This is a genomic window from Reichenbachiella sp. 5M10, assembly GCF_002742335.1.
Classification (GTDB): domain Bacteria; phylum Bacteroidota; class Bacteroidia; order Cytophagales; family Cyclobacteriaceae; genus Reichenbachiella.
In genome coordinates, this window is the sequence record NZ_MDGR01000007.1 from 2,614,935 (window position 1) to 2,631,837 (window position 16,903).

The window sequence follows — 16,903 nt, forward strand, 5'->3', positions numbered from 1 at the left end:
AAACACATGCTACGAATCACAACGAAGTGGTTGTAATTCAAAACGAAAAATAACCCTTTTTGAGCAACTTTCAAGGTATTAGAGCGCTTCAAAAGTATATTCTCCCCCAGCTTGCGTATCCAAGTCATAGAGATAGTATTTCTTCAACTCCACCTCGGGCAGTACGGTCTCTTTGTCCAAAATCGGCTTGACAGATAAAATAGGCAGCATGAGTGGATTGGGACAATCTCCCGTAGCATCACGAGCCCCCGCTAGCTGTAGCGGCCATTCCGAGCGCAGACGGCATACTCCCCCCAGTGAGGAATGTACAACCCCAGAAACCAAACGTCCCTCAGACCAATTCAAATCCACTTCATACCCACCACGAGCTTTGAGTCCTTTGATTTGCCCCTGCTCCCAGCCAGATGGCAAAGCTGGCAATATATGTACCGCGCCTGCATGCGACTGCATGAGCATCTCTGCTACCCCTGCCGTAAAGCCAAAATTGCCGTCAATCTGAAACGGAGGATGTGCATCGAACAAATTGCCATACAAGCCTGGCCGATCCCACTTCTCTCCTTCGAGATCAGCGGTCTTGATCAGGTTATTCATGATTTTCAGGGCATGATCCCCATCTAGCAGTCTCGCCCATAGATTGATTTTCCACCCCATGGACCAGCCTGTCGCTTCATCCCCACGCTTGAGGAGCGAGTTTCGCGTAGCAGCAAACAGCTCCGGTGTATCCCACAGATTGATTTGATTGCCAGGGTGCAGCCCATAGAGGTGCGACACATGCCTGTGCCGAGGGTCGTTTTCGGTATAAGCCTTGTCCCATTCGAGCAAGGTAGCGTCCTCACCGATCTTGAGTGGCCGCAACTGTGCTATGTTTTCATCGAGAGTTTTGACGAAGGAATTCGAAGGGTCAAACAACTCCAAGGTTGCTTTGCATCGCACCAAAATCTCCCGCGTCATCGTCACATCCATGGCGGTCCCTTTGGATACACTTACCGGCTTGCCGCTTTCGCTCAAAAACTGATTTTCGGGCGAAGTGCCAAAAGCAGGTTCGAGGTAGCCGCCACCGTTGCGTTCCAACATGCCAATCACAAATTGTGCGGCTCCCTTGATTTCGGGCAAGTAGGATTTCAAAAACTCCTTGTCTCCAGTATAATAATAATGCTCAAACACGTGGGACATCAACCAGACTCCCCCCATTGTCCAATTGGACCACATCGGATCACCTGCCACGGGACCAGTCTGTGCCCAGAGGTCCGAATTGTGATGCGCCACCCAACCATCCAAGCCGTAGTTGGTGCGAGCTGTCACTTTTCCATTCTTAGCCAAGTCATGAACAAACGACAACAAAGGCTCTGTCGTCTCGCTGAGGTTCGTCACCTCAGCAGGCCAGTAGTTCATCTCCGTATTGATGTTGATGGTGTAGTTGGAACGCCACGGTGGGTAGATGTATTTGGACCAAATCCCTTGTAGATGTGCAGGCTGACTCCCCTCACGGGAAGATGCCAACAACAAGTATCGACCGTAGTTGAACAACAATTCCACCATCCCCTGATCCTGCGTCTCTGCATACGCATCGATGCGTTGATCTGTGTCTCGAGTGGTTACAGAGTCGGCCCCATCCAGTATCAATTGTACACGATCATAGAGTGCTCGATAGTCTTCGCGGTGTATTGCATTGAGTTCCTCAAAACTTCTACCCTGAGCTTTGGCCAATCGATCCGCTGCTGCAACCCTCGGATCAACCCCGTCGAAACCAGGAGATTTGAATCGTCCGTTGAAACTAGTCCCACAACTCAACAGCATCAGTGCTTCATCGGCATTTTTCAAGATCAAGCTCGAGTCAGTCTCCACCAGCTCCCCGCCTTTTGATATGATTTTTAGCCACACTTCTGCCTCCATTCCTTCGCGATCCCAGGTCGTATCACTCCATACCTTGCAGCGGATTTTCAACAACTCATCTTCCACTCGCACTTTGTGCAACACACGGCTACTGAATCCCACTTCAAAGCTAATATGTCCAGGTTTGTCCGCACTCCATTGCATCGCGATCACGTCATCTGGATAGCTCGCGATACTCTTTTGAACAAATGTTACGCCCTCTTTTTGGTAGACCTGCTCATAGATCGCATCCTGAATATCCAATCCCCTGTTGTAATTGGTCACTTCTCCCTCAGGATAATGTATCACTAGGTCTGCCAGTGGCTGATAAGGTTCGGTATCCTTGCCCTGCATCTGACGAATGAGACTATCCGCTAGATCATGTTGGTCTGCTTTGAGTGCTTGAACCACCAGAGGTTTGAATGCCACCGCCTTGGGGTTGTTCCAATCCGAAGGTCCTCCGCGCCAAAAAGTATCATGATTGAGTTTGAGTGTATCGTTCCAGGGATTGCCGTATATCATCGCTCCGAAGCTCCCATTGCCGATAGGCAGAGCATCCGTCCACTTCGTCGCGTGTGTGGAGTAATGCAACAAATGGGGTAGTTTCTGCAATTCGTCTTTCTCTTCTTCACACGAAAACGAGCCATACACAAACAAAACAGCCACGAACAGAATATTGGTTAATCTCATTTCAGCAATTAATAGTCTTTAGTCTTCAAACAATCTTTGATGTGCAGTGATCATCTGGCCTTCCCAAACCTCTACTACCTACACTTTGATCGGGCAATTTAGAAGGTAAGGTAAAATTCTAGGGTTAAAAAATGAATCGTCCTTAGGTAACAAATGTTTTTTAACAAGTTTTTTGTAGCTTTAAAGACTGCTTCAAACATGCAGTACTTCCACCTAGGGAATGTATCTCCATTGTTATTCGAGAATAAAGCAGATCTAAGTTGATGATCGCTAATCATATTGAAAGAATGATTGATTAATTGACTAATTACTATTAGGGCCGGTGACGAAAATCACCGGCTTTTTTTTACACAAGCCATACTTTGCGAGACCTCCTTTGGTGAATTTCTAAGGATCATTATGTGCTTCTGCGGGATGGATCCAATAGATCACTTCGTGATTCAATATTCATTGTTTGAAATCCCTTACTGTTTTCTTATAAAACAACCTCCGCGCGCACTCGCATGAGTCATTGGTGGACCATTCCCATCCAGTTTCCTTATCTTTAGCCCATGAAAAAAATCAAAACAGGAGTCGCTTCGTTCGGCATGTCTGGCTTGGTGTTTCACGCGCCGCTGCTACACGCCAATTCATCGTTTGATCTTCACTCCATTGTCGAAAGAAGCCCCAAAGGGGCCAAAGATATCTACCCACATATACACATTGTCACAAGCTACGATGCACTGCTAGCTGACCCCTCCATCGAGCTCGTGATTGTCAATACACCCGACAGCACTCATTTTGATTTTTGTAAACAGGCACTCCTCGCAAGGAAACATGTCGTCGTTGAAAAACCCTTCACCATACACAGTCATCAAGCGGCAGAACTCATCGCTCTAGCCAAAGAAAAGCGGTGTGTCCTGAGTGTGTTTCAAAACCGTCGCTGGGACAGTGACTACCTTACAGTCAAAAAAGTAGTCCAAAACGAGTTGCTCGGCCGGCTCGTCAGTTTCGAATCGCACTTTGACCGCTACCGCAACTTCCTCAAACCCAATACATGGAAGGAAGAATCCATCACAGGTGCGGAGATCCTCTACAACCTCGGCGCACACATGGCAGATCAGGCCTACGATCTATTCGGCATGCCCCAAAGCGTCTTTGCAGAAATTGGTATTCAGCGCAGTGGAGGCAAAGCAGACGATTACTACACCCTCAACCTAAAGTACGATGGCCTCTCTGTCACACTCAAGGCAAGTTATCTTGTACGCGAAGAAGGTCCTCGCTATGCTCTGCATGGCACGATGGGCTCATTCCTCAAGTGGGGCATGGATGTACAAGAGGATGACCTCAAATCAGGCAAGTCTCCCAACCATGCCGATTGGGGTGCCGAACCCAAAAAGCAATGGGGTAAGCTCAATACAGAAAAAGATGGACTACACTTTACAGGACGCATCGAGTCGATCCCTGGCGACTACAATGCCTACTACGACAACATCGCCGCAGCGATTCGCCAACAATCCCCACTGGTCGTCGCACCCGAACAATCTCTCGACGTACTGCGCATCCTCGAGGCTGCCATCGAGAGCCACACCAAAGGGGTGCGAGTTCCATTGGATGTGCTTACTTACATGATGTAGAACTTCTCCGCTTCCAATGGAGCAGGGATGTCCTTCTTGTTCATGACCTTGAGTCCGAATATTTCGATATTACGAACGATGGCCAGCATGGAAATGTCTGTGGGACGGTTCTCAAAGGGATCCTTGAGATCCTTGGCGAGGTTAGCCAGCATAAAGAACATCGAACATACCGCTGTGACAATTGGGAATTCAATGTACTCGTTGTTGTCACGAAATGCCAACGGAAAAATCACCATAAACGCCCAGATGGATATGTCAATTGCTTTGGTATAGAGTTTCGGAAAAACAGTGTGCTTGATGCGCTCCGACTTGCCCATTGCTACACTGATATCATTGATGGTACTAGCCAAGCGGATTTGCTGGTAGTCCGTCACATACCCTTTGTCATAGGCGATCTTCACATTGCTCATCATTTGATACAGCATCGCATTGGGCGTGTTGTGATCTATTTTATCAAGCTCTTCTTGTTGACTTGGAGACAAGTATGGATTATGACTCGTCCCAGTGATGCCACGTAGACTATAGGCAAGCGCATAGCACCAACCAATGAGATTGGTAATCATCACATCTCTGAGAGCATGATTCGCTGAACTATCCTCTGTCATCAGGAATGAAACCTCTCGAATGAAGGCTCTAGAATCATTGACTATTTCACCCCATATTTTTCGCGCTTCCCACCAACGGTCGTACGACTGTGCCATCTTAAAAGCCAAAACCAATGTGATCAAAGTACCTAAGATAGAGGGAATCGTCATTGGCATGAGGGGGAACTTCAACCCCAGTACTGGCTCTATAAACTGATCTGCATAAGACAATCCCGCCGATATCACTACGATAAACGGGAGTTGATACTTGATCAACGAGAACCAGTACTTCAGAGGAATGCGCTTGTTAATTATCATACCTATCTTTTTTTTGAAAACGTCAAAAATAGGTGGGATAGATCAATACCCTCTATAGATAGTGATTTTTATACCTCCATATTTTGCGCGGTACACAAAACAAAAAAGGAGTCCCCTAGTAGATGACTCCTTTTTCAAAGTGAACAATTCGGCCTAATCCTTACAGGGAAATACCCCGCTTCCACGGAATAAAGTCTTCTTGTCTCAATATGTCCGCCTTTGCCTCAACTTCACCGCTTGCCACTTGGATCACGTACTCCAAGATATCATTCCCCATTTCCTCTATGGTCTTGGTTCCCTCGATTACGGGTCCCGTATTGATATCGATGATGTCGGCCATTCGCTCAGCCATCTTGGTATTCGAAGACACCTTGATGATCGGAGCGACAGGGTTGCCAGTAGGCGTCCCCAATCCAGTGGTAAACAAGACTACATTGGCTCCTGACCCTACCAGTCCAGTCGTAGACTCGACATCATTGCCAGGCGTGCACAGCAGACTGAGTCCGCTTTCTTTGACATACTCTGTATAATCCAAAATATCATTGACTGGAGAATTCCCTCCTTTCTTGGCTGCTCCGGCACTTTTCATCGCATCGGTGATCAGTCCATCCTTGATGTTGCCAGGAGACGGATTCATATCAAAACCAGAGCCTACCGCCTCGGCAGCATCCGAGTAGCTCCGCATCAAGTGCGCAAACTTGCCTGGGAGCTCATCTTTGGTCATACGATTGATGAGTACCTGCTCTACCCCACACAATTCAGGAAACTCACTGAGTATAGCCTTGCCTCCGAGGGCTGCCATGAGATCAGACACATGTCCCAGTGCAGGATTGGCAGATATCCCCGAAAACCCATCCGAACCGCCACACTCCAGTCCAATCGCCAACTTAGACAAGGGCGCTGGCTTTCGTTCCAACTTCTCCGCTTCGACCAGTTGTTTGAAGGTGCCTTTGATGGCATTCTCAAGCAACTCCGTCTCACTACCTGTCGACTGCTGGTCAAAGTACAGTACTGGTTTACTAAATTCAGGATTCAACGCAGCGATGGCTTCATCCAGTATGTTCGTTTGCGCATTTTGACACCCCAAACTCAAGACAGTAGCACCTGCCACATTGGGATTGTTGAGATAGCCCGCCAATAGACGGCACAGTGTGTCACTATCCTGACGCGTCCCTCCACAACCAGCTTGATGCGTGATAAACTTAATTTTCACATTTTTAAACGGGCTATCACTCTGCGTTTCTGCCTGTTTTTCTAGAGTCAGTCCATCGATTGTCTGACCGTTGGCATGACTGCTGACCATGTTCTCAACGAGTCGAGTATAGGGGTCTTCTTTTTCGTACCCGAGAGCTTTTTCAAAGGCTCTCTTGATGGTAGAGATATTTCTATTCTCACAAAAAACCATCGGAAACACCAGCCAATTATTGGCTGTCCCCACTTGCCCATCGGCTCGATGGTACCCATTGAACGTACGTCCCTCGAACTGCGACACATTCGGTGCTGTCCATACAGGCTCACTCGTCTTGGTCTCCGAAAAGGTCGTCGCTTTGTGCGTCGTATTGCCTACAGTGATCGCTTCGCCTTGGGCTATTGGACCGTTGGCCGTACCTACGACCAAACCATACATATACATCTCATCGCCAGTAGCTAGATCATTCAGAGCGAACTTGTGCTTGGCAGACACGTCCACCTTGAGCACCAGCGATTGACCATTGACCGTGACAGCTTCTCCTTTGGGGAGGTCGGTCAGTGCTACGGCAATGTTGTCGTCGGGATTGATTGTTATTGCTTTATTCATCTTTGCTTTTCTTACAGTTGATCAATGGTCTTGCCTGCATTGACAGCAGTCAGTACCTCTATCATCTTGGTTGGCAACCCAGCGATTTGATTCAAGTCTTGATCCCAGAACTCCACCTGTCCCAACACTCGCTCCACAATCGCTGATTCGCTTGCTTTTTCTTTTCTCAACTCATGGAAAAAATCCATGACATTTTGATCATCTTTGATCTCAAAATCAGCCGATAGGTACAGCGCAATCAGATAACTAAAAGCCGTCACGAGGCCTGCTGGCAACTCCCCTTTGCGATCGATATAATCCAAAATCGTCGGCAAGACCCGTACTTTAAATTTTGGAATAGAATTCAAAGAAATCGATTTCAATTCATGCCTGATGAATGGATTCTTGAACCGTTCGATCACCTGCCCTGCAAACTCACTGAGCTCGTCTGCAGGCAAATCAATGGTCGGCAGGATCTCGTCATAGATGATCTGCTGGACAAAGGCTCCTACTTTGTCATCCTCCACCGTATCCATCACCGTCTCAATCCCATGCAACAATCCTACGGGGACCATACTGGTGTGCGCACCGTTGAGCACACGAACTTTTCGCGTGCGATATGGTGCTTGGTTGTCCGTATAAATGACATTGAGACCATATTTATCCGCAGGAAACTGCTCTTGGATTTTGGCAGGAGCCTCCATCACCCACAGGTGAAAAATCTCAGATGCCACGACCAAATTGTCCTGAAACCCTACAGATGCTTGAATCTCTGCAATCTCGTCTTTAGGGTATCCTGGCACAATACGGTCCACCAGGGTATTCGCAAAGTAGTTGTGATGCTCCACCCAAGCAACAAACTCTGCCGGCAAAGCCCACAACTCAGCGTACTGCAAGATCGCTTCTTTGAGTTTCTGGCCATTCTTATCAATCAACTCGACAGGGATAAAACTCAACCCCTTGTCTTCTGCTCCTTGGTAGTGTTGGTATCTTTCCCAGAGCAAGAGCGTCACCTTACCAGGAAAAGTAATCGGCAAACCACGCTCGGGAAGAGTATCTTCTTCGTTGAACACAATGCCCGCTTCGGTGGTGTTGGAGATGACCAATTCCAAATCTTCAGATACCCCGAGAGCCTTGTATTCTGCCTCTTGCTCAAAAGGGTTGATCGCTACCTGAATCGCGTCGATGAGACGAGTCTCTGTATGTGGTTGGCCGTCCTTGAGCCCTCGAAGGATATGATGATACAGGCCATCCTGCGCTTTGAGCATATGTACAATCCCTTGATTGATTGGCTGTACTACTGCGATACCGTGCTGGTAGTCGCCTTCTTTGTTCATGATATCTATCATCCAATCCGTAAAAGCCCGAAGGAAATTCCCCTCGCCAAACTGGAGTACTTTGACTGGCAATGCCGAAACGTTCGTATTTTCTCTCTTCAATTCTTTCATTCTAATCAATTAAATAGTCCTGGTAAAAACATACTAAGTGCAGGGATATACGTCACCGCCAGCAAGACAGCTATCATGACGATAAATAATGGGATCAATGGTTTGATGACTTTTTCGAGCGAGATACCTGCTACGCCTATCCCCACAAACAATACCGACCCTACTGGTGGTGTACAAAGCCCTATGCACAAATTCATCACCATCACAATCCCGAAGTGTACAGGATCCATGCCCAATGCCGTCACCACTGGCAAAAATATCGGTGTGAAAATCAAAACGGCAGGTGTCATATCCATGAATATACCTACCGCCAACAAGATCAAGTTGATCAACAACAAGATGATAATTTTATTTTCTGAAACACTCAATAGCGCAGAAGTCACCGTCTGAGGAATGTCTGCATAGGCCATCACCCATGACATACTCATCGAACAGCCAATCAGCAGCATCACTACAGCAGTCGTACTGACCGAATTGATCGCAATAGATTGGATTTTGGCAAAAGAGAGTTCCTTGTATATCCCGGCCAACACCAACGTGTACAATACCGCAATACCAGAAGCCTCTGTCGCTGTAAAAATCCCAATCACAATCCCCCCGATGATCACCACCAGCATCAGTAGACTCGGCAGTGCGTCTACAAATGTATACAGCAGTGTCTTCAAGGATAGCTTTTCCCCACGAGGGTAATTCTTTCGTTTGGCATAAACAAAAGCTACGATCATCAGCCCCAAACCGATCAACAATCCGGGGATATACCCCGCCAAAAACAGTGCAGCGATAGAAGCCCCACCGCTAGCCAAGGAATACACAATCAGGATATTGGATGGCGGGATCACTAGCCCAGTAGTAGACGAAGCGATGTTGACCGCTGCGCCGTAGGACTTCTCATACCCTTCCTTTTCCATCTGCGGCCCTAGCGCTCCACCTATCGCGGATACTGCAGCCATAGCAGATCCAGAGATTGCCCCAAATAGCATCGCACCGATGATGTTGACATAAGCCAACCCTCCTGGAAATGACCCCACAAGAGCCTTGGCAAAAGCAATCAGCCGCTTGGCTATCCCTCCTTGATTCATGATTTGGCCTGCCAAAACAAAAAATGGTATCGCCAACAACGAAAAGCTATCCAAACCTGTAGCCATCCGTTGCGCAATGGTCGTAAAAGCCGGTATCGACTCGATATTGACCAAAATCGCCAATAGCGAAGACAGTCCTACCCCAAAGGCCACGGGCATCCCTATCGCCAAAAAGAACACGAAGCTCCCTACGAGCACATATATTTCTAAATTTTCCATCGTTATTTTTTCGTGTAATTCAACATGTTGGAAATCGAGTAGTAGCATATCAAAAAACCACTCAAGGGCACCACAGCATAGATATACCCCAGTGGTATCTGTATCGCCGAGGACGTCTGTCCAAGCTCGAATGTAATGAGCATCAGACGCATCCCTCCTATCACTAGCGCCAGCACTGCAAACAGCAGCACCAATGCATCAATCATGTAGCGCTGTATGCGCCTCTTCTTGTCCGACAGCTTCTGTTCCAACAATTCGATCGAAACATGCATTCCTTTGCCACAGGCATACGCTGCTCCTAGCAATCCTACCCATATCAATGCGTAGCGTGACACCTCATCGGTGAACGTACTAGGACTATTGAGCAGATACCTCGATCCAACCTGCCACAGCACATTCAACACCATAAAACCCATGAGCAAGCTCAAGGCTACTTCCAACACCTTATCTATTTTAGCTCTCAGTTTCATCTTCTTCTACGATTTGATCTTCCTCTCCCAAAGCCTTTATTTGCTCGATGAGTTCTTGCAATTTGGGATCACTTTCAAAGGACCGATACAGTCCCTGTACTTTTGCTTCAAACGGAGCCTTGTCCGGGTACAGTACAGTGACACCCGCTTCTTGTACCTCTTTGAGATACTCCTGCACCGAATCGTACCATACCTGCTTTTGGTACTTGACCGACTGATCAGTCGCCGCTTGCAACCACTCCTTCTCCTGATCAGACAAACGTGACCAAAGAAAAGTGCTCATCAGCAGCACATCTGGCACAGCCGTATGCTCATCAATCGAATAATACTTGCAAATTTCATAGTGCCTCGAGGTATAAAAACTCGGGGGATTGTTTTCCGCTCCATCGACGATTCCCTGCTCCAATGCCGTATACAACTCGCCGAATGAAACCGGTGTAGGTGATCCTCCCAGTGCGTTGACCATATCAAACGCCGACTGGCTGTTCATCACACGGATCTTCATGCCAACCAAATCCTCCGGAGAATTGATCGGCCGAGACTTGGTATAGAAACTACGTGTCCCCGCATCGTAAAAACACACCCCGTGTAGGTTGTATTCTTCTGCCTTGACCAGCAACTTCTTGCCAATCTCACCATCCAGAACATTGGCCATGTGTACCGAATCCTCAAACAAGTACGGTAAAGTGAGCACCTTAAATTCGGGTACGAAATTTTCTAAAACGCCCGCCGACACCTTAGTCATATCCAAACTCCCTATCTGCAGCAGTTCCATCAACTCTCGCTCTTTGCCGAGCTGTCCGTTGGAGTATATTTTCATCTGCATCTTGCCTCCAGACACTTCTTCCAGTGCCCGTTGCATCTCCAAGATTCCCTTGTGTACTGGATGAGAATCTGCCAAGGCATGGGCCACTTTGATGACTCTCACTTCACTTTGTATTTGGCATGACGCCAAAAAACAAAGCAACAGCACCCAACTCCATCCTATCCTTCTACTCTTTGCATTTGTTATCATGGTCTTTTAGTTGCCAAAGCCAAAGTAATTTTTGGCATTGTAATAACACATGTCACTCACCAATTTACCCAACCACTCTATGTCATTTGGCAGTTCACCTTTCTTTACATCCTCACCGATCAAGTTGCACAGCGTACGACGAAAATACTCATGTCTTGGATAGCTCAAGAAGCTACGCGAGTCGGTCACCATCCCGATAAACTGACTGATCAAACTCATATTGGACAAGGCATTGAGCTGCTTTTCCATACCATCCTTTTGATCCAAAAACCACCACCCGGGTCCAAAGTTGATCTTCGCTTTGATTGATCCATCGTTGAAATTGCCAATCATGGTCGCAAAAATCTCATTGTCCGCTGGATTGAGATTGAAAATGATCGTCTTGGTGAGTTTGTCTTCATTGTCCAGACGGTTGAAGAACCTCGCCATGTTTTGTGCATTCTTAAAATCACCAATCGAATCCACCCCACAATCAGCGCCTAATACCCGGTTGAGACGAGAATTGGTATTGCGCAGTGCTCCGAGATGAAACAATTGTGTCCAACCAAACTCATGATAAAGCTTGCCCAAGTGAAACAACACCGCGGACTTGTACTCGAGTATCTGTGCCCCACTGATCGCCTTGCCAGAACGTGACGCTTGGATAGCTGCATCGACTGATGCCCCACTGAATTCCACCGAATACAACTCCTCTAAGCCATGATCAGACAATCTACATCCCGTATCGTGGTAGTACTGTACACGAGACTTCATCGCATCCATGAGCGAATCAAAATCTGTAATCTTGACCCCTGAGACTTGCTCCAACTTGGACAAATAGCCATCAAAGAATGCTGCGTCATCGATATTTAAGACTGCATCAGGTCTGAATGTCGTCAGGATATTGACTCCATAACCTTCTGTTTTCAGTTGTTTGTGATAGACCAAATCATCCAACGGGTCTTCTACTGTACAGACCAATTCTACATTCATCTTTTTCTGAATCCCATGCACCGACAAGTCATCAGTTGCCAATTGGGCATTACACTCTTCATAGATCTCTCGGGCAGTGGCCGGACTCAACAATTTATCAATCCCAAAATACCGCTTGAGTTCCAAATGACTCCAGTGATAGAGTGGGTTTCGCATGGTATATGGAGTAGTATAGGCCCACTTTTCAAACTTCTCATAATCACTCGCATCACCGGTGATGTACTTCTCGTTGACACCCAATGTACGCATGGCTCTCCACTTGTAATGGTCTCCTCCCAGCCATATCTCTGTCAGATTGCCAAACTTCCTATTTTCTGCAATGTCCTTGGGAGGCAAGTGACAGTGATAGTCTACTATAGGTAATTCTTTGGCATAGTCGTGGTACAAAATCTTTGCTGTGTCACTTTGCAACAAAAAATCGTCGTGTATAAATTCATTCGTCATAATCTCTTCGTTTTTGTGGTAGTTTTCAGTCTATTCTTGTCGAAACAAGGCGAATTTTACCTGCAACAAAACTATACCTACCACCCCTCACGAAATATTCATTTTTTACCATTCCCTATTCATCCAAGCGCCGAGATTCAGAATAATAATTAATTTGCCTATAATTGGAATTGATCTATGATCAAAGGCTATATTGAGAAGAAAGGACGCATTGATGAGGCTAAAGGACATATTATTCGGGATACTATTGTTTGTTGTTTTCGACAGTCATGCCGTCGAACCCTACGAGCCAAACATCGCTGACCCTATGCTCGAAGAGTGGCGTTTTGCATTTTTTCCTGAGCTCGACAATCAAGGCGTCCGCTGCATCGCCTCCATCACCGAAAAAAATCACTTCTGGTTCGGGTTAGACTCTAGCATTGTCCTCTATGATGGGTACGATTGGAAGTACTATACCGAAGACAATGGTTTGGACAACAAGCCCGTCCAAAAGATATTCGTAGATAGAGACCAGCAGGTCTATGCGGCGACAGCCCACGGACTCTACCTCTTGGAAGACGAAAACTGGAAAAACGTCGCTCCGCTCAATGCCAAATCAGGAATCAAGTTTGAAACCATTCGCCAACTTCAAAGCGGCAACCTCGTCTGTGCGACCTCCCTCGGCGTACTATTCATCACCCCGGACCAAACCTATATGCTGACGACCAATACCAAAGCCAACAAACTAGAAGCCGACTATACGGACTTTCAAGTAGTCCTCCTCCCAGACAACCTTCTGTACAAGGGGCAGTTTGACAACATCTCGGACATATTCGAAGTATCGGAGGGAGAGCTATGGATCCCCATCACCTACGTGTTGGAAGACGAAATTGGAGACATCATGATGTTTACCGAATCAGAAATATTAGCCAACCACATCACCAGCTATGGTCTGTTCAGCAACTACTACAACCTGGATATCGGGTACGAACAAAACATCATGCGTGACTCACGAGACGACATTTGGATTGTCAACAAGTCCAATAAAATCCCTGCACTATGCTTCAAAAACAACAAATGGAACAAGATCCCCTACGGCAAACTATTTGGAGATGATGAGTACTCAGAGAGCATCACCGAAACCGAAGACGGCAAAATATGGATCAGTGGAATCGGCAACCTTTACGCACTAGATCTCCACGGCAACTGGACCAAATACAGCTCAGAGAACTTCAAAATCCCCTACGGTCACATCGAACTCCACTCTGAGGACAACTCCAAACTATGGATCTATGAGATGCAATCCTCCGTGTCACGTGTAGACCTCTCCTATGACAAATGGCTCACCTACCTCGGGCTCAACTACCAGTGTCGTCAAGACAACGGCAGCACATGGTTCATTGATTTCGACGGCAATGCCATCGAGCAATCCGGAGACAACTGGCGCAAATACACGCACAAGGACGGACTCATCGATAATCCCGTGAGCCTCTACGCTGACTCCAAGGATCACGTTTGGGTCACGGGCAGTCACGAAGGAGTTGCAGCGACAGGATTCATCAAAAACGGCCATTGGAACAGGATACGACTAGACTCTCTCTCCTGGGGGGTAGACTACCGTGCCATCTACGAATCCAACGACGGCTCGATCTGGCTGGGGGGAAGTTCGGATGTATACTTGGATCGTGGGCAATCTGGAGGAGTAGCTCAAATCGTCAACCCCCAGAGTGACTACCGCAAGATCATCTACCACAAGGGCCGCACCAATGGTCTCAATCAACTCAACGCATACGGCATCACTCAATCCAAAAATGGAGACATCTGGATCGGCGGTACAGGACTGTGCTATTTCGACAAGGAATCATGGAACTACCTGGCCAATCCCAGTCTGAATGATTTCGTCAATGATGTCCACGGTGACGAAAACGGAACACTCTACGTCGGATCACGTCAGCATGGCCTCTATGTCTACAAAAACGATCAGTGGACCAACTATACCATCAGTGATGGACTCGTCAGCAACAACATCATCAGTCTCACCACCAGCCCCACAAAAGGAGAAATATGGTTGGCCACAGACAAAGACATCAGTTATTTCAACGGGCAAGTGTGGACCAACCACATCTTCCCAGATCACCTGACGCTCTCCTACGAGGGAGGCACGATCAAAAGCAACGATCTCAACGAAATCTGGGTGAGCCGCTGCCTTCGCGAATGGAAACGGCGCGTATACACGGGCAGAGAACCTAGCGACCCCATCAAAAGCAAGTTCAATGCCTTTCGCTTCATCAAAGACAGCATCCCTCCCCAGTCCTCCATTGAGGTCTACTCGAAAACAGTCGACAACTCAGGCAACACCAGTATATTCTGGTCTGGACGACATTTCTTCAACAAGGTCAGTGCCGAAAACTTAAGCTTTTCGTACCGCCTCAACGATCAACCTTGGTCCCAGTTTAGCAACCAAACCAACCATACCTTTTTAGGTTTGGTCAATGGCGACTATACCTTCGAGGTACGAGCCATGGATTCGGAAGGCAACATCGACCCCACTCCTGCACGCATTGACTTCACAGTCTCTCCTCCAGTATGGAAACAACTTTGGTTCATCCTGCTGATTGGTTCGCTGTTGATGGTGATCCTCTATTCGATGTATGTCATCTTCAAAAAGCAGCAGATCCTCGAAACCTTAAACCTCTCCCTACAATCCACCAACCTCGAACTAGAAAGCAAAAACATCGAAGTACAAAAACAGAAAGATTCGCTCGAAGAAGCCGTACTTAAAATCGAAGAACTCTCGCATGCAAAAGTAAAATTCTTCACCAACATCACACACGAGTTTCGTACGCCGTTGAGTTTGATCCTCGGCCCTATCGAAAAGCTATCCAAAGACACCCCCAAACAAGCAAGTCAGCACAATTTCTACAACCTCATCAAACAAAATGCACTGCGCCTTCAGAAGCTCATCAACCAATTGCTAGAAGTCCGACGCATCGAGGCAGGCAACTTGGACCTGACCTTAGCCGAAAACGACATTGTAGCCTTTGCCGCAGGAATCAAAGACCTGTTTACCAATCAAGCCATGGACCGAGACATACATCTGCAGTTCCATTCGGATTTTGAGAAGCTGACGATATTTTTTGACCAAGACAAAATCGAGAAAATCCTATTCAACCTAATCTCCAATGCTTTCAAGCATACCCCCAAAGACGGCTCGATCAAAGTACACATCCTTCAGGCCGAAAAATACTTGATGAAAGACAGCGATTTGGAGTTTATCCGAATAGTCGTCGAAGACAACGGGACGGGGCTGGACAGTGATGTCATTGATAAAATCTTTGAGCGTTTTGCAATCGGGCACAACGACGTGGAACCCAAGCAAGAAAACAGTGGCATAGGTCTCTCTTACATCAAGGACCTCATCGAAGCACACAAGGGCAATATCAAAGTAGAGAGTGAAATGGGCAAAGGCACCAAATTCACCGTCTTCATCCCCGAAAACTTGCCAGGTCCCGCTACCAATGAGCACCTCAAGACAGAGAAAGATTTCGTCTCTAGCTTCACCCAACCACACCCCTCAGAGACCTATCGACTAGAGGATGAACTCAGTCTCAACAACGAGAACAGTACACCAAAAGACAAAGAAAAAGCGACTGTCCTTGTCGTGGAAGACAACAGAGACATGCTCCTCTTCATCAAGTCACTACTCGCACCCTTCTACAACATCCTCTCCGCCAACAACGGAGCACAGGGAGCTGAACTGATGGGACGCGAATACATCGATCTAGTCGTCAGTGACATCATGATGCCCAAAGTAGATGGCATCACACTGTGCGAAAAAATCAAGTCAGACTCGACGGTGAGTCATATCCCTGTCATCCTCTTGACTGCCATGGCCATGGACAGCAAACGCATCGAAGGCTATGCCTCAGGTGCAGACTCCTACATCGTGAAGCCCTTTGATCCAGACCTCCTACTGACTCGTGTACAAAACCTGCTCGACTCACGTGAAAAACTCAAGACCAAATACGCTGAAAACCTCAACTTCAAACCCAAGGACATCAAAGTCACCTCGGTCGACGAAGAGTTTCTCCACAAGCTCTCTTCTCTGTTAGAGGAAAATGTGTCCGATGCGCAGTTTGACGTCAGCAAAATGTGTGAACTGGTCAACATGAGTCACATGCACTTCATCCGAAAGGTCAAACAATTGACTGGCAAAAAACCCGTAGAATTGCTCAAATCCTTTAGATTGACGCGCGCCAAACAACTGCTCGCTCAAGACAAAATCAATGTCTCCCAAGTAGGGTACATGGTCGGGTACGACTTGCCCAACTCCTTCACTAGGGCATTCAAAAACGAGTTTGGCATCTCTCCAACCCAATTTGTGCAAAATCCAGAAAGTGAAATCTCCAAAAAATAACAC

10 protein-coding genes are annotated in these 16,903 nt (G+C 47.1%); 2 read left to right on the forward strand and 8 right to left on the reverse strand.

Going from position 1 to position 16,903, the window contains the following annotated elements:
- Positions 1–78: 78 nt before the first annotated feature.
- Complete coding sequence (locus BFP72_RS10425) at positions 79–2,562, reverse strand: glycoside hydrolase N-terminal domain-containing protein (protein WP_099599081.1); 2,484 nt, start codon at positions 2,560–2,562, stop codon at positions 79–81.
- A gap of 551 nt (positions 2,563–3,113) precedes the next feature.
- Between BFP72_RS10425 and BFP72_RS10430 the strand changes: the two genes are divergently transcribed.
- Positions 3,114–4,178 carry a Gfo/Idh/MocA family oxidoreductase gene (locus BFP72_RS10430; RefSeq protein WP_099599082.1) on the forward strand — a complete coding sequence of 355 codons (1,065 nt, stop codon included), beginning with the start codon at positions 3,114–3,116 and terminating at the stop codon, positions 4,176–4,178.
- Here the strand turns inward: BFP72_RS10430 and BFP72_RS10435 are convergent.
- The 7 genes from BFP72_RS10435 to uxaC form a co-directional block, all read right to left on the reverse strand.
- Positions 4,166–5,080 (reverse strand): bestrophin family protein, encoded by a 915-nt coding sequence (locus BFP72_RS10435; RefSeq protein ID WP_099599083.1) that lies wholly within the window; start codon positions 5,078–5,080, stop codon positions 4,166–4,168. The genes BFP72_RS10430 and BFP72_RS10435 overlap by 13 nt on opposite strands.
- A 160-nt stretch (positions 5,081–5,240) precedes the next feature.
- Positions 5,241–6,878 (reverse strand): UxaA family hydrolase, encoded by a 1,638-nt coding sequence (locus tag BFP72_RS10440; protein ID WP_099599084.1) that lies wholly within the window; start codon positions 6,876–6,878, stop codon positions 5,241–5,243.
- 11 nt (positions 6,879–6,889) lie between these two features.
- On the reverse strand, positions 6,890–8,305 hold the full coding sequence (locus BFP72_RS10445) for a tagaturonate reductase (protein ID WP_099599085.1): 1,416 nt from the start codon (positions 8,303–8,305) through the stop codon (positions 6,890–6,892).
- 5 nt (positions 8,306–8,310) lie between these two features.
- Entirely contained in the window at positions 8,311–9,603 is a 1,293-nt protein-coding gene (locus BFP72_RS10450) for a TRAP transporter large permease (RefSeq protein WP_099599086.1), read from the reverse strand.
- 2 nt (positions 9,604–9,605) lie between these two features.
- The gene (locus BFP72_RS10455) at positions 9,606–10,073 is read right to left on the reverse strand and encodes a TRAP transporter small permease (RefSeq protein ID WP_099599087.1); all 468 of its coding nucleotides are present in this window, start codon (positions 10,071–10,073) and stop codon (positions 9,606–9,608) included.
- Positions 10,057–11,088, reverse strand: coding sequence for a TRAP transporter substrate-binding protein (locus BFP72_RS10460; protein ID WP_099599088.1), 1,032 nt, complete (start codon positions 11,086–11,088; stop codon positions 10,057–10,059). Before BFP72_RS10460 ends, BFP72_RS10455 begins: the two co-directional genes overlap by 17 nt.
- A gap of 6 nt (positions 11,089–11,094) precedes the next feature.
- Positions 11,095–12,504: a glucuronate isomerase gene (gene uxaC / locus BFP72_RS10465; RefSeq protein ID WP_099599089.1), complete on the reverse strand. Its 1,410-nt coding sequence runs from the start codon at positions 12,502–12,504 to the stop codon at positions 11,095–11,097.
- Between the two features lie 214 nt (positions 12,505–12,718).
- Here uxaC and BFP72_RS10470 point away from each other — a divergent pair, with 214 nt between their 5' ends.
- Positions 12,719–16,900, forward strand: coding sequence for a response regulator (locus BFP72_RS10470; RefSeq protein ID WP_099599090.1), 4,182 nt, complete (start codon positions 12,719–12,721; stop codon positions 16,898–16,900).
- Positions 16,901–16,903 lie beyond the last annotated feature (3 nt).

Coding starts and splice junctions, on each gene's coding strand:
- BFP72_RS10460 (WP_099599088.1), bottom strand. CDS start 11,088: ATGATAACAAATGCAAAGAGTAGAAGGATAGGATGGAGTTGGGTGCTG.
- BFP72_RS10430 (WP_099599082.1), top strand. CDS start 3,114: ATGAAAAAAATCAAAACAGGAGTCGCTTCGTTCGGCATGTCTGGCTTG.
- BFP72_RS10435 (WP_099599083.1), bottom strand. CDS start 5,080: ATGATAATTAACAAGCGCATTCCTCTGAAGTACTGGTTCTCGTTGATC.
- BFP72_RS10470 (WP_099599090.1), top strand. CDS start 12,719: ATGAGGCTAAAGGACATATTATTCGGGATACTATTGTTTGTTGTTTTC.
- BFP72_RS10445 (WP_099599085.1), bottom strand. CDS start 8,305: ATGAAAGAATTGAAGAGAGAAAATACGAACGTTTCGGCATTGCCAGTC.
- BFP72_RS10455 (WP_099599087.1), bottom strand. CDS start 10,073: ATGAAACTGAGAGCTAAAATAGATAAGGTGTTGGAAGTAGCCTTGAGC.
- BFP72_RS10440 (WP_099599084.1), bottom strand. CDS start 6,878: ATGAATAAAGCAATAACAATCAATCCCGACGACAACATTGCCGTAGCA.
- BFP72_RS10450 (WP_099599086.1), bottom strand. CDS start 9,603: ATGGAAAATTTAGAAATATATGTGCTCGTAGGGAGCTTCGTGTTCTTT.
- uxaC (WP_099599089.1), bottom strand. CDS start 12,504: ATGACGAATGAATTTATACACGACGATTTTTTGTTGCAAAGTGACACA.
- BFP72_RS10425 (WP_099599081.1), bottom strand. CDS start 2,562: ATGAGATTAACCAATATTCTGTTCGTGGCTGTTTTGTTTGTGTATGGC.